Genomic DNA, 21,037 nt, shown 5'->3' on the forward strand with positions numbered 1-21,037 from the left:
ATCATCGCATCCATGCGATAACGGCTAACTGACCTGCATCACGCAGGCCTAAGCACAAAGCCGATTCCGGACGCAATTATGCCGAGGCATAATTGATTCATTCCCCCTCATTATAGCATTCAACAAGGCATGCTTTATCGTCAATTGTGAATCCTTTGTAAACGCAAATTGAATCATTGTAAAATTGTTTGAAATCTGCACAAAGAGGGTATGGATTATAGTAACATGCACTTATAGAACAAAAAGGAGTGATTTTTATAGGTATTCATCAATTTTTTACAAGTCTTAATGACTTAGAGCGTATTATTCGTTGCCCTGGGCGTTTCAAATTTGAAGAGCACAATGTGGCTGCTCATTCATGGAAGGTATCACAGTATGCGATGTTTTTTGCTACACTTGAGGAAATGAATGGAGCTACGGTTAATTGGAAATCATTATATGAAAAAACCATCAATCACGATTTTGCCGAAGTGTTTATCGGCGATATTAAAACTCCAGTAAAGCATGCGAGCCCAGAGCTTAAACAAATGCTTGCACATGTTGAAGAAAAAATGATGGAGAAATTTATTATTGATGAGATCCCACAAGAGTTTCAGGCTGTATTCTTTGAACGCATGAAAGAAGGTAAGGACAACACTATAGAAGGTCGCCTACTTGAATTTGCTGATAAGCTAGACCAATTTTATGAAGCCTTCGCTGAGTTAAAACGCGGAAACACAGATAAAGAATTTGTGCATATGTATCAATCAGCTCTTTCCAAGATTTTAACTATTCCTCTTGAAGATTCAGTTCACTATTTCCGTACTGAGATTCTGAAGGACGCTGTGAAGGAAAAAACACATATTGATATTCAAGCTTTGACCAATGAAGTATTAACATCAAATTAATAGGTGCATGTACAAGTTTTCCGAACGAATTAACTCACGGAAGGCTTTTTTTATTTTCATCAATTACACCTTGGCATAATTGCGTCCGGAATCGGCTTTGTGCCTTGGCCTGCGTGATGTAGGTCAGTTAGCCGTTATCGCATGGATGCGATGATTTTAGGCTAACATCCTATGTGAACTCCTTTCCGATTCTGTGACATCCGCCGGAGGCTTTAACTTCTTTCAGCGGGTATTTGAACACCACTGAAAAAGTAACTTAAACCCGCATTCATCTCACCACCTATAGAGGAGGGAGACATTTGTAGCTGACGTTTTGCTTTCGCTACAAAAAACATCTGCTGAAAAAAGTTAAAAGGGGAGTATGCACCATGGTTTCAATTTATACACTTCTTCTTTACATACATATTTTAAGTGCTATTCTTTCGATTGGGCCTTTGTTCGTTGTTTTAACAATTGTTAAGAAAATGCGTACAGCGTCTCATGTTGAAATGTCACCATATATTGAGGCTTTTAAAGGAGCAATTACGATCGTCAAGCATTCAGGGCATGTTCTTGTTGCATCTGGTATTTTATTAATGTGGCATGCGGGCTATCATTGGAGTACCTCGTGGATTGTTCTTACATTTCTCGTGATGCTTGCCTCCATTGTATTCTTAGCAAGAGCGTTCAAACCGACTTTACAGACATTTAATACGCCTGCCTATGATCAGCAAAAATTTGCTTCATTACTACATCGCAAAGCATGGATGTACATTTTATTATTGCTTATCATGCTATGGCTAATGGTAGCAAAGCCTGTGCTTTGGTAAAGAATAAAAAAATTCATACCTTAAGTTTTGTGAATGTTGTGCCGTTATAAAAAAGAGCCACCACCAACTCAATTGAGAAGGTGATGGCTCTTGTTAATGGTGCGTAGTAATTTATCTATTTTTTGGAATATGGAAGGTGGCATTTGTCCCTTCATTTAGTGTGCTAATAATTTGTAACCTCTGTCCGTAAATCCTTTTAAGACGTAAATCCGTATTACGTAGACCTACACCAGTGTTTGGTGAATTGCTACCGGATTGTAGTTCATCTAATATACTTGGATCAATCCCAACACCATCATCTATAACACTTACTGCAACATGATTCGGAAAATCTTTTATCCGGATACAAACTGTACCGCCTTCTTCCTGTTTCAATACACCATGACGAATTGCATTTTCGACTAAGGTTTGTAAGGAGATAGGGGGGATATCAATATTTATATTGTCATCTATATCCCATTCAATGTTTAGTAAGTCCCCAAAACGCTGCTGATTAATATAGAGATATGAGCGTACTAGCTCTAACTCATCCTTAAGTGGTACTACTCGCTGTAAATTGCGCACATCAAAGCTTGCATGCAGATACTCACCAAAATGATGCATTAAGTCAATCATTCGATCTGTATCGATCGTACTAAGTGAAGCAATCGAATTTAATGTATTAAATAAAAAATGTGGCTGTATTTGGGCCTGAAGCCAAGCTGTTTCCAAATGTAGACGTTGATTGATGCTATATTTTAAATCGATTAAGGCTCTGCTCCTAACCTTTAACTCTAAAGAATTAATAGGCTTCGTAACATAATCATTTGCACCATGGGTGAAACCAGCAAAGACATCCTCGGAATAATTACGAGCTGTTAGTATTAAGACAGGTAATTCAAGCAATGAGTAGTGTTCTCGAATAATTTCCGTTAATGCATAGCCAGACATATAAGGTAACATCGCATCAATAATGATTAAATCCCAATCATCTTGCTGTAGGACTTCTAATGCCTTTTCACTGCTATTAACCGTAGTAACAGCATATTCTGTTGCGGCAAATAAACTACGCATAATTGTTAAGTTTACAGGATCATCATCGACCATTAAAATTTTAAATTGTTTTTCCATTGTCGGTGATGAATTATTTTCTTCAATAGAAATATGCAAATCCTCTTCCTCTATATAAGATGGCTCCTCATTAACGTTATCCTCTGCTAATGGTAAGGTGAAATAGACATCCGATCCTTTGTTAGGAATAGAATGTATTTGCAAAGTCCCTCCATGTAATTCGATAAGCTTCTTTGAAATTAATAACCCGAGACCGATTCCATCATTATTGTCATTTCCTTGTTCGTAAGGGGAAAATAAACGACTTTGGATAGCATCATCCATTCCTAACCCAGTGTCACGAATATGGATAACTGCCATGTTATTTTCTAGATAGGCACTGATTTTTATCGATCCTGCACTCGTATATTTAATGGCATTGTGTAGGAGATTAAAAAGAATTTGAATCAATCGATTTTCATCGGCCACTACATTAGGAAATGACCTAGGAATCGTTGAATTCATTTGAATCTGTTTACCATTTGTTATAAAGCGTAACATATCAAAAACACCATAAACTATACTTTGGATGCTAACGTTCTTTTTATGGAGATGTAAATTACCTTCCTTTAAACGAGTAAAGTCTAGTATGTCATTTAATGTAAAGGACATGCTTCTCCCGATATCAATTAGATGCTTTAGGTTTTGTTTGTCTTCAGCCAAAAGCTTGTTGTTTGGATTATCATAAATGGACTGTCCTAACGTAACCATTTTATTCATGGGATCCCATAGCTTTTGTGAACTGCTGGATAAAAATTCATCTTTCAGTGCATCGTCTTTTTGTAATTTAGCAATCAATTGATTAATTTGTGCTTGATTTTCATAAAATCGTTTAAACCAATAACCTGAAAAACCGAGTAAGACAAATAAATAATCGAATGGATACAACGGTATATTAAAATCATAGATGGATTTGATATATGCCCATATGATGCCATTCATTGTACCAAGGGCCGTCAATGCAATAAAAGCAGTGCTCTGTTTTTGATTTTCAAGATACTCTCTTAAAGCGAGTACTGCTACAAATAAAAATGAAACGACATAAAGTATAAAATAAAAAGGATTTATTACGGATAACCAATCAATCGGTAAGACGACAGTCAAAAATGCTGAAAGGGCATAGAAAGCAAAGAGCAACTGAAAGTATTTAGCATTATGATATTTGACTAGTAAAACACGCATAAATTGAACAAAGAAAAAAGAAGACCCGAGATAAATGATAGTAGAAAGCTTAAATGACCATACATAATCGAGATGTAACCAAGTGAGTATAGATTGGTCGTATGAAATTAATTCATCTACTAAAGGCAAAAGAAAGCCAACTGTGAACAGTAAAACAACTGGTTTTGGATGTATAAACAAAAACACAAGAGTGCTAAAAAGTGCAAACAATATGAGCGTTATTGAAATTGTAGCAAGAGATAAATCATTAATCATTTGGTGATGTTCCATAGCTGCAGCAGAGCCCAATAAAATTCTTTTTTTTATGGTAGGACTTACTAATGTATCAAAATTAGATACATGTAAAATTAAATCAATTTCAGGCTGCTCATTTGTAAAGTAAAGAGTATAAGGAGCGGCTTGACCTTTATGACTACGTGAATTAGTAGCTACTTTTCCTGACTGTTCAACCAACTTTCCGTTAATATATAATGCTGAAGCGGTTGGCACTGCAGGAATCCGAACGGCATAACGATGATCTTTGGGAGCATTGTGATTGAGTAAGATTTTTAAACGGTATGTACCATATCTTTGTGTTGTTGCCTCTGAATCTCGCATGGGAATAGTCCGTGTAGTTTGATCAAATGATTGAGGTGACTTGTTATTGTCAACGTTTAAGGGATCTATTAATAATTCGGGATAGTAGAGCCATTCACCATCTAAGTTAAGAACTTCTTCATCGGATAGCTGTTGATCCCGTATATCAAATATACCTTTCTGGGCAATCGGTTGATCACCTGAAGGTAGAAAGTATGCTAGCCATAGTAAACGGAGTGACGTAAGAACTATAAAAATTAAAATAATGAAAAGAAAATGTCGTATAGTCGCTTTTTTCAACAGTGACATAAGAACCTCCAAAATTTTCTTCTTGTAATCAATTATGCCTCGGCATAATTGTAGCTGACGTTTTGCTTTCGCTACAGGAAACATTTTGCTGAAAGAAGTTAAAAGAACTATATTTACCATGCCATGAAATTTAGAAAATGGAAATAGGAAATTTTTAAAAATAATACTTTCAGACTAATCAGAAAGATATATATCGACAAAAAAATCCTTTTATCCGATTAATAATAAATCTATATTTCATAATCAACTCATCTGATCGATTAATAAAATACTCTTGGTATCAAAGTATCAAAGCATAGAGTGGAAAATGCAGTCTAATACATATTTTTGTAAACTTCCATTAGTTTTTAAGTTTTTTTTAAGAGGTATGACGTATGATGATGGAATAAAATCTCAATGGGAGAAATGATCTATTGTGGGTAAATTCAAGTTAAAGTTATCGTTTGTTATTGTTAGTATGACGGTAATTGTTATACTAGCGACTTTTAGTGTTAGTATTTGGAGTAGCTATCGAAATTTTAACGACATTCTCATGCAAAATAAAATTGCTATGCAAGAACATTATGTGAAGGAAGTTTCGGTAATCACGGAGAGCTACGTACAAGAAAAACTGAGGGAACCAAATCAAAATAAGTCGATTGAACCTTATATGGTGCAAGTGGTTGATAAGTTACTTGATGAAAAAATAATTTCATTTAGCGCATTCATAAAAAGTATAATCGTTCCTTTACTATTATGGGTAGTCACAGTACTTGTATTAGCTGTATGGCTTGCTTTCAAAATTGTACGGCCTTTAAAAAAGCTTTCTACTAGCGTGGAGAGAGAAGAAATGCAGAAGCTTGAAGAAATTAATGGCTGGTATTACGAAGCGCAGTCGTTAAAAAAAGTAGTGCAAAACATGGTCATTAGTTCAGAAAGCAAAATATTTGATTTAACTAATCAACTGAATATAGACTCCTTAACAGGAATTCCTAACCGTAGAAGGATGGATCAAATTTTACATGAGTTAATCATCAATAAAGTACCACATGCAATAGTATTAATAGATTTAGATGATTTTAAAAGTATAAACGATACATATGGACATACTGTAGGGGATGAAGTTTTAAAAGCTTTCGCAAGTCATATGCAGGAGAGAATTGAGAAACATGGAATGTGTTTTCGATATGGTGGGGAAGAGTTTATGGTTATATTGCCATCCGCGACAATAGATGTGGCTTTAGAATTAGCGGAGAATTTACGCATTAAGCAGGCCATGTTAGATACTGTATGTGGAAGGCCAGTTACAATGTCCGCCGGCATTACAGCATTAACAGCAAATATTAAGACAGCTAATCAGATCATTATAATAGCAGATCAGGCATTATATAAGGCGAAGCAGTCAGGAAGGAACTGTATCTGCGTCGTCGGAGAATTGTCTGAAAAAATGATTAAATGAATTATCAGCCAAACTAAAAAAATACTCTTTTGGTCAGCTTGTCTACCCACACTAATGATGAAGAGTTGTTGATTTTCAAGGAGAGTGAAGCCAAACCCGCGGAAAGCGCCAACTCGGAGTGAAAATCAACCTTTGTTTATGGATACACATTATTTATATATATTCTTTTGTGGGCAAGCTAAAGGCATCGAGAGTTATCTTCTTGATGCCTTTTATAGATTACAATTATTCAACTGATATAGCATTAAATAGCTCAGTTGTTTCTTGCTCTGGTAAAATACCGAGATCCGTCATCAAAGTACCTTTAAAGGTATTGTAAACCCTTACTGCACTTGCTCGATTATCTACTTCTATATAGTGTTTCATAAGTTGTTGGATGATTTTATCGGAATATGGATTATGTTCTATCGTTAAAAGTAATATTTCTTCTCGTTTTTTTACATCATGTATTTCTGTATAATGCTCTATTAAATCATGAAGTAAAAGTGTAAATTTGTTGTTCGTTAAATTTGCTTTACTAGTAATCCATGGATAATCTAATGCGGCCATATACTCACCTTGATAGTCTTGTATTAATGCCTCAGCTTTCTCTATATCCAGCTTACCTGTCTCTGTTTTACCATTTAAAATATGCTCTAAGTCATGAGCATCACATTGAAAATCCTCTAGTTGCAAAATATAGCAACCATTTGCATACTGTATGACTTCTAAATAGCCCAATGTTGAAAGAGTAGTACGTAGATAGGAAACGGTTGTATGTAACTGTACTCTTGCCTTTTTAAATTCTGTATCTGCCCATAAAGCATCGATAATTGTATCACGAGGTACATGATTATTGAGATTGGAAAAAAGAAAAGCAAATAATTCTTTTGTTTTAAGCGTTCTCCAATGGATGGCTTTGTTATTGTGTAAAACAACGAATCCTCTAAAGCATTGTATCGTAAGCGCGGGTTTGTTTCGTATTTGTATAGGAGTCGATTTATTTTCTAGGAGGAGGAGTTCTTGGATTCTATTAATAGTTGTCTCTAGACGAGCTTTTGAAATAGGCTTTAATAAATAGTCAATGGAGTGAATTTCAAATGCTTGGACAGCATAGTCCCGATACGCAGTGACAAATACGATGAAAATATTTTTGTTCCATTCTTTTAATAGCCGTGCAATCTCTAAACCGTTCAAGCCAGGCATTTCAACATCTAAAAATGCTACTTGAAAATCCAAGCTTGGCCCCTCTGTAAGTAAATCTTTTGCAGTTGTAAAGGATTTAATGACCTCTATTGAACTAAATTCCTTTAACTTTTTCTCCATGTTTATAAGAGCTAATGGCTCATCATCCATTACTATTACTCGAATCAAAAAGGGCACCAACTTTCAAATTTTAATTAACCGGAAATATAAAAAATAAAAGTGAAACAGGTTAAATTGAAATATCAATGACTGCCCCTTTATACGGATGTGAAGCTACTTGTTGCTGTGGTAGATCTTTTAATAATTCGACAGCAGCTACAGTATTTAGATTGAGCGCATTTTGCATAACACTCATTTGTACAGTTTGTTGTAGCTCCATAATCTGAGAAGACATTATTGTATTAATTTCCACCTTGCATTCCTCCTTTACCATATTATCGGATAAAAACACTGATATTCCAACATATAAAAATTGCAAATAGAGTTCTAATGTTTTCCCTCAAAATTGTTCAATTTTCCAAAAATATATTTGATATTGTATATTTTTCCGTTTTTATAGAAATAATTCGTACTATCAGGTCCGTTGTCCTGAGTTATTAATTGCATTAGCTTGCATAAAAGAGTCTAACTCTAGTGTGCTAGCAGCAGACTGCAAAATAATAAAATATGGAGGTTACAAAATATGAAAAAACAAGCTTTAGCTTTAGCTGTAACATTGACCTTGGGATTAAGTCTATTTACCAGTACGTCATCTGCAAAGGAGAAACTCGCTTTTAAGCCATACGACGCATTGTGGGGAATCTCGAAAATTTACAATTTATCTTTAGGAGATTATGAGCCAATGATCGACCCAGACGCGAAATGGTTTTATCCAGAGCAAAATTTAAATGAAGTCGAAATGAAAAATGATAATTCAAAGAAAGACCAACACTTTGTTGAGGCTGGTGATACATTATTTACAATTGCACGTGTAAATGGTGTGTCAGTGGAAGAATTAAAAGAATGGAATAATCTCCCATCTGATGTAATTTATGTGGGGGAAACATTAGCTATCAAAGCATCAGCGGCAAAACCTAAAACTTTTGAAAACAAAACTAAAAAGGTAGCAACGACATCAAGTAAAAAGAAAGTAGCGACATCAAGCACAAACTCAATGAGTGCTCCGGCAAATGCAGGTAAAACATTAACAATGCGAGCAACAGCCTATACAGCGTATTGTGCAGGATGTTCGGGGATTACAGCGAATGGAACAGATATAAGATCTAATCCAAACTTAAAGGTAATTGCTGTAGATCCACGTGTAATTCCTCTGGGTTCTAGGGTTTGGGTTGAAGGTTATGGTGAAGCAATCGCAGCAGATACTGGCGGAGCGATAAAAGGTAATAAAATTGATGTATTTATTCCTACCGAGGGACAAGCTCGACAGTGGGGCGTCAAACATGTAACTGTAAAAATTTTAAATTAATGTTATTAAGAGGGTATCTCGTAAATAATATGTACCCTTTGTAAAGGACATTTTAAAAAAGGTTAGGCAACTTTTTGAAGCTGCTGTCTGTATTTTGCAGGCGGCAGTTTTTTTAAATTCCATTGCCCTCGATAATGATTGTAGTAAATCATATAGCTCTTAATCTCTTTCTTTACTTCTTCTAACGTTTCACATGCTCTAATAGTTGTTTCATCTTTAAAATGCCCAAAGAATGATTCTTGTGGCGCATTATCCCAACAGTTTCCTCGACGTGACATGGACTGTCCTAAGCCAATTTTCTTCACTAAGGCTCGGAATTTTGGATTAGTATAGTGGAAACCTTGATCCGAATGGATAAAGGCATCTTCCCTTAAATGGCGATGCTTCTTCAATTTATGTAACGTATTGAGCGCAATTTCTATACTCAATGAAGAAGAAACTTCATAAGCTAAAATTTCATTTGTTTCGGCGTCTTTTATCGTTGATAAATAAGCACGTTTACCGCCTCTATATGTTAAATATGTGATGTCGGTTAGTAATACTTTTCCTGCCACACCTTGCTTGAAGTTGCGGTGTAAATTGTTAGGGCATGTGCGATGTTCCTTCGTTGCTTTTGCCATACGACGTGCTGGATTCGCTTTTCGAATGGGGCAGATAATATTAAATTTCTTCATAATGCGACGAATTCGTTTTAAGTTGTACGTAATCTTATATTGGTTTTCTAAGGTCATTTTAATTTGACGTGCACCTTTCTTATAACCTCGGAAGTGATACGCCTTTAAAATAATTTCTTTCATACCTTCATCTGCTTCATTCTGTTTTTGGCGACTTTGGATGGCTTCCTCACTAAAATAGCGATAATAACCGGAACGTGAAACACCTGTGATTTCACAAAGATAACGAACAAGACGCTTTAGTTGATACTTCTCTATGATTTGGTAGATGAGCTCGAACTTTTGGGTTGTAGTTATTTGGATTTCTTTCTCATCATCTGCCTTTCGAGCTGATCTAGCTTTTTTAAAAGTTCGTTTTCAGCTTCTAATAATTTCATCTTCGCTTCTAAGCGTTCATATTTTTCTTCTAAACTTAATTCCCGTTCTAACGGACGACCTGAATGATGTTTTCTTGCATCTTCTAAACCTGTTAGCCCATGCTCTTTATAAGCAGTACGCCAACGATTCGAAGCTCTCCGAATACGTGCTGGACCAAGAGCTTCAATGTCAAAACCCGCCTCAAGAAAAATTTCACTTGGATATTTTCCTTTATCGTATTCATCAATAAAAAATTCTTTAAATTCATCTGTATAAGTAATGGCTTTCGTGCTTACTGTTTTGACGTATGGATTTAAATTTAATTGTGCCTGTTGTTGTTTCGAAAGTAAATTTTTAGTCATATTGTTTACCACCGCTCGTTTTTTTCTTCATTATAAACAAAATACCCTATAAGATGACCTTTTTGAAAGTGTCTATCTTATAGGGTACATATTAAAATTAGAGATATCCTTTTATTTTTCATTCCTTTTAAGTGTCAACGGCTACCAAAAGCCAAGTCTACAAAATCTACTTCTTAGCCGATAATCCGCAAAATTCTCATTGAAATTGCATAACTGGAAGGTTTGTTGGCAACCATCAGATATAGAGGAGGTATTTTTATGAAAAAAATGAGCTTAATAATTATTTCTTTATTAGTATTTGTTGGTGGTTGTAGTTTCTTTGAAAAGAAGGAGCAAAAAGTGGCTGTTAACGCAAGTTCAGGACCAACAGCAACCGCGAAAGTAATTGGTAAAAATAATGAAAGTTATGGCAATGCCTATTTTGAGGAAGAGGATAATGGGGTTAAAGTGACACTCGCACTTTCGGGATTGCCAGCCGGAAAACACGGCATTCATATTCACTCCGTTGGGAAGTGTGAACCACCAACGTTCGAATCAGCAGGTCCGCATTTTAATCCAACACATAAAGAGCATGGGAATCTAAATCCTAAGGGATATCATTTAGGAGATCTTCCGAATTTAGAAGTTGGAGAAGATGGAAAAGTGGATCTGAATTTTTTAGCTGAAGGGCTAACTTTAGAAAAAGATGCTGCCAACTCATTGTTACGTGATGGAGGCACTACATTAATCATTCATGAATCAGAGGACGATTATAAAACAGATCCTTCTGGTAATTCTGGTGCTAGAATTGCTTGTGGCATTGTTCAATAAGGAAAACGAATCGGCTGTATCTGAAGTAAATCACTTTAGATACAGTATTTTTGTTTTGAGGGTAAAAATCGACAATCATTTTGGTTCATTACTAACAAGTGGGGAGATTATGTGTTAAAAAGAATGTTATCTAGTTGCACTTGCTGCTATTGCGGCTTCGGGAATATCTGGTGGAGATCCGATAAAAACAGGTGTAAACTCAGCGAAGCTTGCTATTGCAGCGTTTATTATTCCGTACATGATTGTATTTTCACCGGCATTGCTAATGATTGATACAACTATACCTGAAATTATATGGGTAGTATTCACGGCCATTACAGGAATGGTAGCTATAGGTGCAGGAGTAATAGGTTACTGGTATCGCAAAATGCTTTGGTTTGAACGCATTATTGCTATTGCAGCTGGTTTACTTCTGATCTATCCAGAAAAATTCTCGGATTGGGCAGGGTTAGCAATCTTTATTGTTATGTTTGTTATTCAATATGTAACGCAGCATAAAGGTAACGGAGATGACGATAAAAAAAGTAAATCAAGTGTTACAGCTTAGGTAAGAAGTGAAAAGGGCTTAGGGCCGACATAATATTAAAATAATAAGAATCTGCTCATTTTCTGAGTTAGTAAGTGCATGCCTTGTAATGTCTATGAGGCGATGAAAACACGCGCAATTTACGGCGTCCATGTACCGATCGCTTGGTTTATAAGTCTAACCATGAAGGGAGATGTATCATAATTTGATACATCTCTTTTTCTTATTAACCTCGAAATTTAATCTAAAAAGTAGATCGTTTTTATATTTTTTATGCATAATGAGCATTGTTTATTGCTTTTTTTACAAAGGCCATAGTATAATTCTTTTATCAGAAAATTCAATCAAATTGAACGGCGAGGTGATTAGATGAAAAAGTTGGCGAATTCAAAATTTGAAACATATTTAATGGATCAGGAAATTGAGTTTAATATCGAAGAGGAAAAAAATGAGGAGCAACTAACGATGGTACATTATGAAGAATTTCCAGAAGGTTTTTTTACAAGTTTATAATAAATATTTGATGGACTGTGCTAAAGGTAGTGATATCTTTTAACACAGTCCTTTATTTTCTTATACAAAATAATTTAAAGTGATATTTATTAAAATGTACGCCATATATAAGTTGATTGGAGTGGAGACTGGGCGACCCTAAGAAAGCGTCCAGTTGGAACGGAAATCAACCCCATATTATGCTCATTGTCTCCTTCTTTTTAATTTTTAATTTCCTTAATAAATTCCTATATAGGTCTAAATCCATATGTACTTTTAAGAAATAGTTTCCTGTATAATGGGAAACAAAAATGCGTATAGAGGTGTAGTTATGTCAAATGCTGTAATCTTAGAAGAAACAATTTACCAATGGTTTGATCATTTTCATAAATACCCAGAGGTAAGTTGGAAGGAATTTGAAACTACTAAAAAGATTGCGTCGATTTTAGATGAGTTAAATGTATCCTATCGTTTGTTAGGGGACGTTCCGGGCTTAATTGCTGAAATTGGTACAGGTGATGAGATTGTTGCTGTACGTGCAGATATAGATGCTTTGTGGCAAGAAGTGGATGGGAAGTGGCAAGCTAACCATTCATGTGGGCATGATGCAAATATAACGATGGTTCTTGGCGCTTTATTACTGCTGAGAGATCGACCATTGCAACATCGTGTTAGATTTATTTTCCAACCTGCTGAAGAACTTGGGAATGGAGCTTGTGCAGCCTTTGAGCGCGGGGCTGTTGATGGTGTATCACATTTATTTGGTGTTCATTTAAGACCAATTGAAGAGCTACCGCTTGGCAAGGTATCACCTGCTATCCATCATGGTGCGGCTTATTTTTTAGAAGGAACAATACGAGGTACTGATGCTCATGGAGCTAGACCTCATCAAGGGCAAAATGCAATCGATGTTATTATGGCCGTACAACAAATGCTCAATAGCATACATTTATCACCTTTCGAGCCTCATTCTGCAAAGTTAACGAAGATTGTTGCAGATGGTGGTAGTACAAATATTATTCCAGGTACTGCGAGCTTCTCTATGGATATTCGAGCGCAACGTAATAGCCAACTAGAATTACTTCGTAGTCGTATTGAGTTTGGCTTAACATCAATCCAACAGCAGTTTGAAATTGATATGGACTGGAAATGGTTAGATTTCACACCTGGTGCTGAGGTTTCTTCAATTGCCGCATGTATGGCTAAAGACGCGATTATTGAAACGCTTGGGGAAGCGCATCTGGCTGAGGAAATCACAACACCTGGAAGTGATGATTTCCATTTTTACACAGTTAAAAAACCTGAATTAAAAGCAACGATGGTTGGTATTGGAGCTAATTTAACTCCAGGATTACATCATCCGAAAATGACTTTTGAACGAAGTGCATTAATTGATGCTGCGAAAGTACTTGCTTGTGTGTTAGAGAAAAAACCTGAATACGAATAAGGATCGCGAGAGAGCTATGTCAAAATTTCTTTGATATAGTTCTTTTTTTATTTTTTTATAGAAATATATGAATATTTTGCATTGTCCCTAATAGCTATTTGAAAGCGTTTTTATGCGCAAAAATAGTCGAAATCGCTCGAGAAGCATAAAATTTTTGCGTTGACTTTTAATTTTTCGAATATTATGCTAAAAAACATATAAAAATATTTGCGTCGTAGGAAAGTTGAAAAGGGGATAGGTGCAAAAAAGGGGATGGAACTGTAAAAAGGAAATTATGCTAGTTGGGCACTTCTAAAATTAATAATTATATCTATTGTTTTAGTAGGATTAACTATCAGAGCATGGATCTATGATAGAGTCGTAGCAATAATGATTTATTAAGGCTTAAAATTAATTTCTCCAGCATGGTTCTTAGTAACAATTATGCTGTTATCGCAAGGGTTTATTAAAAAGAGATTTTGACATTATTATTTTAACAAGAACATTTAATTTTGATATATAACAACAGCTAGGTAAAGAAAAACTAGATTTAGTTTTCTTTAAATTGGCAACATTAAGTGTTTTTAGAAAGGATAAAAAAATGGTCTTAAAAAAAGAAAATAGTATATCACATGAAGATTCGCCCATTATTATACTAGGAGAAGAAAATTTAAAAAAGGGTTTAAAAGCTCGACATTTAACAATGATATCGATTGGTGGAGCAATTGGTACAGGATTGTTCCTTAGTAGCGGTGCAGCAATTAGTACCGCAGGTCCAGGCGGTGCATTACTAGCATATACTTTAGTTGGAGCTATGATTTTCTTTGTGATGACAAGTTTAGGAGAACTAGCAGCATTTATGCCTACAAGTGGTGCATTTAGTACTTATGGTACAAAATTTGTTGATCCAGCTTTTGGATTTGCAATTGGTTGGACCTACTGGTTTAATTGGGCAATGACGATTGCAGCTGAGTTATCTGCTTCTACAATGATTATGAAATTTTGGTTTCCAGACAGCTCATCTATATTATGGAGCGGTTCATTTTTAGCTATTATTTTCCTATTAAATTTTCTATCTGTTAAAGGATATGGTGAAGGAGAATATTGGCTGTCATTAGTTAAAGTAAGTGCAATTGTAATTTTTATTATAGTCGGCTTACTAATGATTTTCGGTATAATGGGTGGGGAAGCAGTAGGATTCAAAAATTTCACTGTAGATGATGCACCTTTTTCAGGTGGAACTTTAGGTGTTTTTATTGTCTTTATTGCAGCAGGGTTTTCATTCCAAGGTACAGAAATTGTTGGGGTAGCTGCTGGAGAAAGCGAGAATCCAGCGAAAAATGTACCTACAGCTATTAAAAGTGTTTTTTGGAGAATTCTTCTTTTTTATATATTTGCAATTTTAATTATTGGGCTTATCATACCGTATACAAACCCAAATTTACAAAGTGAAAATGTAATGGTCAGTCCATTTACCATGGTATTTGAAAAAGCTGGATTTGCATTTGCTGCTTCATTGATGAATGCTGTTATTTTATCAGCAGTTTTATCAGCAGGGAATTCAAGTTTGTATGCTTCAACACGTATGCTATACTCTATGGCTAAAGAAGGTCAGGCTCCAAGAATTTTTGGAAAGTTGAATAAACGTGGTGTTCCAGTTGCGGGTATGATATTAACATGTGCAGTCGGTATGCTTGCTTTTTTAGCTTCCTTTTTCGGGGATGGGGTAGTTTATATGTGGTTAATGAATGCAATAGGTATAACAGGGTTCATTTTCTGGTTAGGGATCTCTGTCAGTCACTATCGTTTCCGTAAAGCTTTTATTGCACAAGGGTATTCGTTGGACGATTTGCCTTATAGGGCAAAATGGTTTCCGATTGGACCGATTTTTGCAATAGCATGTGGACTAATTGTAATTATTGCACAAAATTTCCAAGCGTTTATGGCTGAAGAAATAGATTGGGGTAGTGTTGTAGCAGCGTATTTAGGAATTCCATTCTTCCTTAGTTTATGGTTTGGCTATAAAATCATTAAAAAAACAAAAGTTGTTAACCTTAAGGATGTTAATTTTGAATTTGAAAATAAAAATTTGAAATAATATCCACTATCATTGAAAAGATATAAAAACAGGAGTTACATTGTTACTATAGTTAACCCGTAGTCTCGCAGATGCCAAAAGTATCTGCGAGATTTTTTTAATAAATAGCAAAGTTCAATTCATATATTGTACGTGGGCGACCTTGTTGATGAGTCATTTCTTCACCAACAACTTTAGCATAACCGTTATCCACCAATTTTTTTATAATACGTTCTGTTGTGCGGCGTGTAACCTGTAAGTATTCAGAAAGATTATGGGAGGTAAATTGCGCTGATTGTCGCTCTCGGCTAAAATGAATGATCTTGGAAATATTTAATGGACTTAAGCCTGTTTTCTTTGCCATTTGTAAAACGTAGGGATCATCAGTTTTTAAAGCTAGTCTTATTTCTGATTTAGGGAATGGACCTAGCAAATTTTTATGTTCGTCTAGTATATAAATCTCGAAAGGTTTAGTAAATGTTAAGGCATTCTTGGCATTTTGATTAGCCTCAAAAATTGAATGACCATAACCAAAGGCTAGCTTAAATGGCTTATCGGTTTGTTGTAATAAGTTCTGTAAATTCTCTTTTTCGAGTGCCTTTTGCAACTGTCCAGCTGTCGTATATAGCTCAAAAGAGTATGGTGAAATTTCTTTATAAGTTGCATGTGTAGCTGCTGTGATTTGCGTTAACATGTTATAGTCTATTGGTTTATTTTCAGGAGCTTCTAATAGTCCGACAACCGCTTTTACAGATTCGGATTTTGTAAGAAGTGATTGGGATTTCGTCTCCTCTAAGCATTGAACAATGGAGTTAGTTGCATCTAACATGCGCATTGCAGGTATTTGAAGGGCTTGCAATTCATCAAATACACTATGAATACTTGTTACGACAAAGTCAACGCTGTTAGCTTCCCATAAAGCTATATGATGCTGCAATATAGATTGAGTAGATTTAGTGATAGAAATGGGCTGAATATATGGTTTTGGACCACAATACTCTATTTCTGTTAGTACATTTTCTACAATAGCTGGATTCATAACATCAATGGAAATTCTATTTAAAGGTACTGCATGATTGGCTATAAGTGATAACAAAGTTGTGGAAATTGCTGTCTCATCTTGTTTTATATAATTCCAAGGTATTGGCAGTTCTGATAGTACAGATTGGGCATGTAAATAGGGCAATGCCCCTCCGAATAAAAGTGCATCACATGGCTTAATTTCCTTTAACAAAACGGGTGCCTCTGTAGGTTGATTGTACAGATAAAAATCTATTTGAATATTCTCTATGTTTTGTGCGATACTATTTATACGCTTCATAAATGCTTTAGAGCAAATAACCGCTATTTTAGTAGACATAGGGCAACGTTCCTTTTCTTCTATATTTTTTAACAATTAGCGACGTATTAGCGACAACTACATTATACAGGAGACTGATAAAAATGAAAATCCAACAAGTAGAGATTTTTGCAATTCATTTACCACTTATTGATCCATTTATCATCAGTTATGCTACATATGATACGATGCCTTCTATTATTTTGAAGGTTACGACAGACACAGGTATTGTAGGCTATGGTGAAGCAGTACCAGATGAGCACGTAACAGGGGAGACGTGGGAGAGCACGTATGCTGTATTAAAGAATCAGCTTGCCCCTGCAATCATTGGAGAAAATCCAATGGCCTTTGAAAAACTTCACGATATATTGAACAAAATTGTGAAGGATGTGCCAGCAGCGAAAGCAGCGATTGACATTGCTTGTTTCGATATTGCAGGTAAAGCATTACAGGTTCCAGTGTACCAACTACTAGGTGGACGTTATCATGAGAAATTCCCGATTACACATGTACTGAGCATTGGAACACCGGAGGCGATGGCAGAAGAAGCAGCTAGCCGTGTAGAGATGGGCTATCGATCATTTAAAATGAAGGTAGGAACAGAGGTAGCTCGTGATGTTGCTCGTATCAAAGCGGTACGTGAACGTGTTGGTGAAGACATCGCGATTCGTGTAGATGTAAATCAAGGATGGGGCAAGGCGTCAACTACATTACAAGGTTTACGTGCATTAAAGGATCTGAATATCGATTGGCTAGAGCAGCCGGTAGATAGTGAAGATATTGATGGAATGGTAGAAGTGAAGTCAAAATCAGACGTATCATTAATGATTGACGAAGGACTTCGCGGTGTACGTGAAATGCGTGAAATTATCGCAAAGCGTGCTGCAGATAAAGTCAATATTAAATTAATGAAATGCGGTGGAATTTATCCTGCTATGAAACTAGCAGTTATGGCTGAAATGGCAGGCATTGAATGTCAAATCGGTTCTATGGTCGAATCATCAGTTGGTTCAGCAGCTGGCTTCCATGTAGCATTCTCTAAAAAAATAATGACAAGTGTAGAATTAACAGGCCCATTAAAATTCTCTAAGGATGTCGGAAACTTACACTATGATGTGCCATTTATCTGTTTAAACGAAAAACCAGGATTAGGTGTAGACGTAGACGAAGAGATCCTAAAAGAAATATGTAAGTTCTCAACAATTGTAACAGCCTAAGGAGGCGGCGAAATGGAAAAGATTTATGAAGGTATGCTAGGGGAAACGCCGTTTTTTGTTACAACATTAAGTCTTCAGCATTTGCAAGAAATTGAACAATTACAGCTTGAGGTTTATGAATCATTAGCCGACCAAAGTATATTACAACCATTAAGCACTGAGGAATTTGACTATATTTTAAGAGGCAATGGCATGATGATAGGAGCTTACGTAGAGGATGAGTTAATTGCCTTTCGCGCACTATTAAATCCACCTGTTGATGACGAACACCTTGGCTACGATTGTGGGATAGCCGAGGATGAATTTCATAAAGTTTTATATCAAGAAATATCGAATGTCTCACCAACATATCGTGGCTTTGGATTACAAAAAACATTAGCTCAAGTTGTCATGGGACACATAGATTTAGAAAAATATGATTATGTATGTTCAACAGTAAAGCCATATAATATCCCTAGCTTAAAAGATAAATTTTCTCAAGGACTAGTCGTAAAGGGATTAAAGATTAAGTATGTAGACAAGCTACGATATGTTTTCTATAAAGACTTGCGACAAGAGCTAACAACCTATATAGAAAAGAAGACGATATCAATGAATGATACAGTAGGTCAGCAACAGCTTTTAAAGCAGGGCTATACAGGTACTTCTATGTATGAAGATCAAGATGATTGGTTCGTCGTTTATGAAAAGTAAATAACAGCAAAAAGCCTTACCTTTTACTTATTGTGAGAGGTAAGGCTTTTGTGTTGTTGTCAAAAATAAGATGTCTATTATGGAAAATAAGGCTCCTCGGCAAAGCGAATGGTTGATTTCCGTTCCGGCTGGGCGCTTTTATCGCTGCCGCTTCGCTTTCGCACAGAGCAAAGCTTCCTAGGGGGGGGCAATGAGCCGCTCGCATCACTACTAACTGCCTGTAGTTAGAGTGTTAATAGATTCAAGTTCAAACATTGGCACTTTACCCTTTGTATGCTTACTTCGCTGCATAGTCTTCTCTAGCATTCCTAGCTATATCCTCACACATTTTTACAATATGATTCAAACATCATTACGTGTATGATAATCCCTCATAAGCATATGACATTTTACTTAATCGATTAGATAGAGATGGCTCACCAGAGTTAGAAAGGTCAATATCCCAAATGAAATGATTTACTACTACTAATTTACTAATTGGTTATTTGAATATTTATAACTAAATGATGATAAATATAAAGAATTTTCATTAATTTTATTGACAATGATAATCATTCTCGATATAGTGTTGACTGCATTCAAAATTTCATACTACTTTTAGAAAGAAGGCATTTCTATTAAAACGCGTAGAATCATCTCAAAAATTCATTTATGGCTTAGTATGCTAGCAGGAGTTTTTATAGTACTGATTGGTTTAACAGGAAGTTTGCTAGTCTTTGAACCTGAACTAAACAGCATGCTACATCCTAATTTGTATAAAGTAACAGAAGGAAAAAAAGTTACATACCAGCAAGCTTTGGAGGTTGTATCAGAATCACATCCAAAAGGTCAAATTGACCGTGTATACACTCCAAGTGAACCTGACGCTCGAGGAGTTTACCTATTCCGCCTTAAAGAAGGAGAAGAACAACAAAAAATATTTGTCGATCCGGGAACAGGCCACATAAACGGAACATTAGGGGATAAAGCATTATTTAATCTAATAACGGAGTTTCACGAAAAGCTGCTGTTAAAAGATTTCAATGGTGAGAAAATCATCGGTGTGATTGGATTTATTTTCTTTTTCATAACATTATCAGGAATATATTTATGGTGGCCGGGCATTAAAAAATGGACACGTGGGTTTATTTTAAGACGTAATGCCAATCCTTATGTGCGGAAATATGATCTACATAAAGTCATTGGTGGAGTTTCCATTCCGTTTTTATTGGTTGTTTCGTTAACAGGAGCACTTTTTGCGTATGATGAAATGATTTTTGGCTGGTTTGGTGCAAAAGCAAAAGTAATGCCTCCTGAAGAGCAGCTTATCTCAGAAGCCCTTCCAAGTGGTAAGCTTCCACTTGATGAATTGATAAGTAGGGCTGAAAAATCAGTGCCTCAGGGGACACTTATGCAAGTTAGAATGCCCAAAAAGGCGGAAGGAGGAACTCTAGAAGGAGCAGTGGAATTTCGTCTCAGCGATTCATTCGATCCAGGGAATGGAAATGTAAAAGTATGGTTAGATCAGTATAGCGGAAAAGTAGTGGGCAAGTTAGATCCACATGTTGATAGTGGACTTATGTATCAAACATGGCACCTTCCATTACATACCGGTAGTTTTGGTGGTTTATTTACTAAAATTTTGTATGCTATCGGTGGTCTTACTCCATCTATATTGATGTTCACTGGTTTCTATATGTGGTGGTATAAGAAAAAGAACAAGAACAAACGGAAACAGAAAATCGACTCGAGAGCTGTGGTATAAACGTCCGATGAGCAGCTTCACTCACGGCGCTCGCTCCATGGTCCCATCTGTGAAGCCCCCAAGGAGTCGCCAGTCTCCACTCAACCATTGCATATGTACTTTCTGGCATATCACTCTAATATATAGTGATAAAACAAAGTTTTCAGGAACAGGTATATGTTAAAGCGAAGCGACAGCAACAAATGTTTTAACTGTGCGAAAGCGCAGTGCAACGCAGCGGCAGCAACAAATGGTTTCTGTGCGAAAGCGAAGCGACAGCAACAAATGGTTTCTGTGCGAAAGCGAAGCGGCAGCAACAAATGTTTTCTGTGCGAAAGCGCAGTGCAACGCAGCGGCAGCAACAAATGTTTTAACTGTGCGAAAGCGAAGCGACAGCAACA

General features: G+C 36.0%; 17 protein-coding genes and 1 pseudogene. 12 read left to right on the forward strand and 6 right to left on the reverse strand.

The window, feature by feature from the left end:
• The first annotated feature begins 248 nt into the window (after positions 1-248).
• Both ACQKNC_RS22190 and ACQKNC_RS22195 read left to right on the forward strand, forming a co-directional pair.
• On the forward strand, positions 249-887 hold the full coding sequence (locus tag ACQKNC_RS22190) for a YfbR-like 5'-deoxynucleotidase (protein ID WP_427426877.1): 639 nt from the start codon (positions 249-251) through the stop codon (positions 885-887).
• 368 nt (positions 888-1,255) lie between these two features.
• On the forward strand, positions 1,256-1,696 hold the full coding sequence (locus ACQKNC_RS22195) for a hypothetical protein (RefSeq protein WP_427426878.1): 441 nt from the start codon (positions 1,256-1,258) through the stop codon (positions 1,694-1,696).
• A 111-nt stretch (positions 1,697-1,807) separates the two neighbouring features.
• On the opposite strand, the gene ACQKNC_RS22200 is transcribed toward ACQKNC_RS22195, so the two are convergent.
• Positions 1,808-4,852, reverse strand: coding sequence for an ATP-binding protein (locus tag ACQKNC_RS22200; protein WP_427426879.1), 3,045 nt, complete (start codon positions 4,850-4,852; stop codon positions 1,808-1,810).
• A gap of 415 nt (positions 4,853-5,267) precedes the next feature.
• Here ACQKNC_RS22200 and ACQKNC_RS22205 point away from each other — a divergent pair, with 415 nt between their 5' ends.
• Positions 5,268-6,290: a GGDEF domain-containing protein gene (locus ACQKNC_RS22205; RefSeq protein WP_427426880.1), complete on the forward strand. Its 1,023-nt coding sequence runs from the start codon at positions 5,268-5,270 to the stop codon at positions 6,288-6,290.
• Positions 6,291-6,515: 225 nt separating this feature from the next.
• On the opposite strand, the gene ACQKNC_RS22210 is transcribed toward ACQKNC_RS22205, so the two are convergent.
• Together ACQKNC_RS22210 and ACQKNC_RS22215 are read right to left on the reverse strand one after the other, a co-directional pair.
• Positions 6,516-7,643, reverse strand: coding sequence for a response regulator (locus ACQKNC_RS22210; protein ID WP_427426881.1), 1,128 nt, complete (start codon positions 7,641-7,643; stop codon positions 6,516-6,518).
• Positions 7,644-7,704: 61 nt separating this feature from the next.
• Positions 7,705-7,887 carry a polyribonucleotide nucleotidyltransferase gene (locus ACQKNC_RS22215; protein ID WP_427426882.1) on the reverse strand — a complete coding sequence of 61 codons (183 nt, stop codon included), beginning with the start codon at positions 7,885-7,887 and terminating at the stop codon, positions 7,705-7,707.
• Positions 7,888-8,157: 270 nt separating this feature from the next.
• Here ACQKNC_RS22215 and ACQKNC_RS22220 point away from each other — a divergent pair, with 270 nt between their 5' ends.
• Positions 8,158-8,940 carry a 3D domain-containing protein gene (locus tag ACQKNC_RS22220; RefSeq protein ID WP_427426883.1) on the forward strand — a complete coding sequence of 261 codons (783 nt, stop codon included), beginning with the start codon at positions 8,158-8,160 and terminating at the stop codon, positions 8,938-8,940.
• Between the two features lie 62 nt (positions 8,941-9,002).
• On the opposite strand, the gene ACQKNC_RS22225 is transcribed toward ACQKNC_RS22220, so the two are convergent.
• Positions 9,003-10,333, reverse strand: a protein-coding gene (locus ACQKNC_RS22225; RefSeq protein WP_427426884.1) for an IS3 family transposase whose coding sequence is annotated in 2 segments (ribosomal slippage) — positions 9,003-9,949 and positions 9,949-10,333 — 1,332 coding nt in all. Because the reading frame shifts where the segments join, the coding sequence is not laid out codon by codon here.
• 258 nt (positions 10,334-10,591) lie between these two features.
• Between ACQKNC_RS22225 and ACQKNC_RS22230 the strand changes: the two genes are divergently transcribed.
• The 5 genes and pseudogenes from ACQKNC_RS22230 (at position 10,592) to ACQKNC_RS22250 (ending at position 15,685) form a co-directional block, all read left to right on the forward strand.
• Positions 10,592-11,143: a superoxide dismutase family protein gene (locus tag ACQKNC_RS22230; protein WP_427426885.1), complete on the forward strand. Its 552-nt coding sequence runs from the start codon at positions 10,592-10,594 to the stop codon at positions 11,141-11,143.
• A 133-nt stretch (positions 11,144-11,276) separates the two neighbouring features.
• Positions 11,277-11,690, forward strand: a pseudogene (locus ACQKNC_RS22235) (TRAP transporter permease); the annotation flags it as partial.
• A 348-nt stretch (positions 11,691-12,038) separates the two neighbouring features.
• On the forward strand, positions 12,039-12,182 hold the full coding sequence (locus ACQKNC_RS22240; RefSeq protein ID WP_427426886.1) for a hypothetical protein: 144 nt from the start codon (positions 12,039-12,041) through the stop codon (positions 12,180-12,182).
• Between the two features lie 310 nt (positions 12,183-12,492).
• Positions 12,493-13,608, forward strand: a complete 1,116-nt coding sequence (locus ACQKNC_RS22245) for an amidohydrolase (RefSeq protein WP_427426887.1) — start codon at positions 12,493-12,495, stop codon at positions 13,606-13,608.
• Between the two features lie 580 nt (positions 13,609-14,188).
• Positions 14,189-15,685, forward strand: a complete 1,497-nt coding sequence (locus tag ACQKNC_RS22250; RefSeq protein ID WP_427426888.1) for an amino acid permease — start codon at positions 14,189-14,191, stop codon at positions 15,683-15,685.
• A gap of 97 nt (positions 15,686-15,782) precedes the next feature.
• On the opposite strand, the gene ACQKNC_RS22255 is transcribed toward ACQKNC_RS22250, so the two are convergent.
• Complete coding sequence (locus ACQKNC_RS22255) at positions 15,783-17,024, reverse strand: hypothetical protein (RefSeq protein WP_427426889.1); 1,242 nt, start codon at positions 17,022-17,024, stop codon at positions 15,783-15,785.
• 83 nt (positions 17,025-17,107) lie between these two features.
• Here ACQKNC_RS22255 and ACQKNC_RS22260 point away from each other — a divergent pair, with 83 nt between their 5' ends.
• The 3 genes from ACQKNC_RS22260 to ACQKNC_RS22270 all read left to right on the forward strand — a co-directional run bounded on the left by ACQKNC_RS22260 (position 17,108) and on the right by ACQKNC_RS22270 (position 20,657).
• Positions 17,108-18,220 carry a mandelate racemase/muconate lactonizing enzyme family protein gene (locus ACQKNC_RS22260; protein ID WP_427426890.1) on the forward strand — a complete coding sequence of 371 codons (1,113 nt, stop codon included), beginning with the start codon at positions 17,108-17,110 and terminating at the stop codon, positions 18,218-18,220.
• Between the two features lie 12 nt (positions 18,221-18,232).
• On the forward strand, positions 18,233-18,913 hold the full coding sequence (locus ACQKNC_RS22265) for a GNAT family N-acetyltransferase (protein ID WP_427426891.1): 681 nt from the start codon (positions 18,233-18,235) through the stop codon (positions 18,911-18,913).
• A gap of 643 nt (positions 18,914-19,556) precedes the next feature.
• Positions 19,557-20,657: a PepSY-associated TM helix domain-containing protein gene (locus tag ACQKNC_RS22270; protein WP_427426893.1), complete on the forward strand. Its 1,101-nt coding sequence runs from the start codon at positions 19,557-19,559 to the stop codon at positions 20,655-20,657.
• Between the two features lie 159 nt (positions 20,658-20,816).
• Here ACQKNC_RS22270 and ACQKNC_RS22275 read toward each other — a convergent pair.
• The coding region (locus ACQKNC_RS22275; RefSeq protein ID WP_427426892.1) for a hypothetical protein at positions 20,817-21,037 on the reverse strand (221 nt) is incomplete at its 5' end.

Origin of the sequence: Lysinibacillus sp. NPDC094177, assembly GCF_050279145.1 — a bacterium.
Classification (GTDB): domain Bacteria; phylum Bacillota; class Bacilli; order Bacillales_A; family Planococcaceae; genus Lysinibacillus.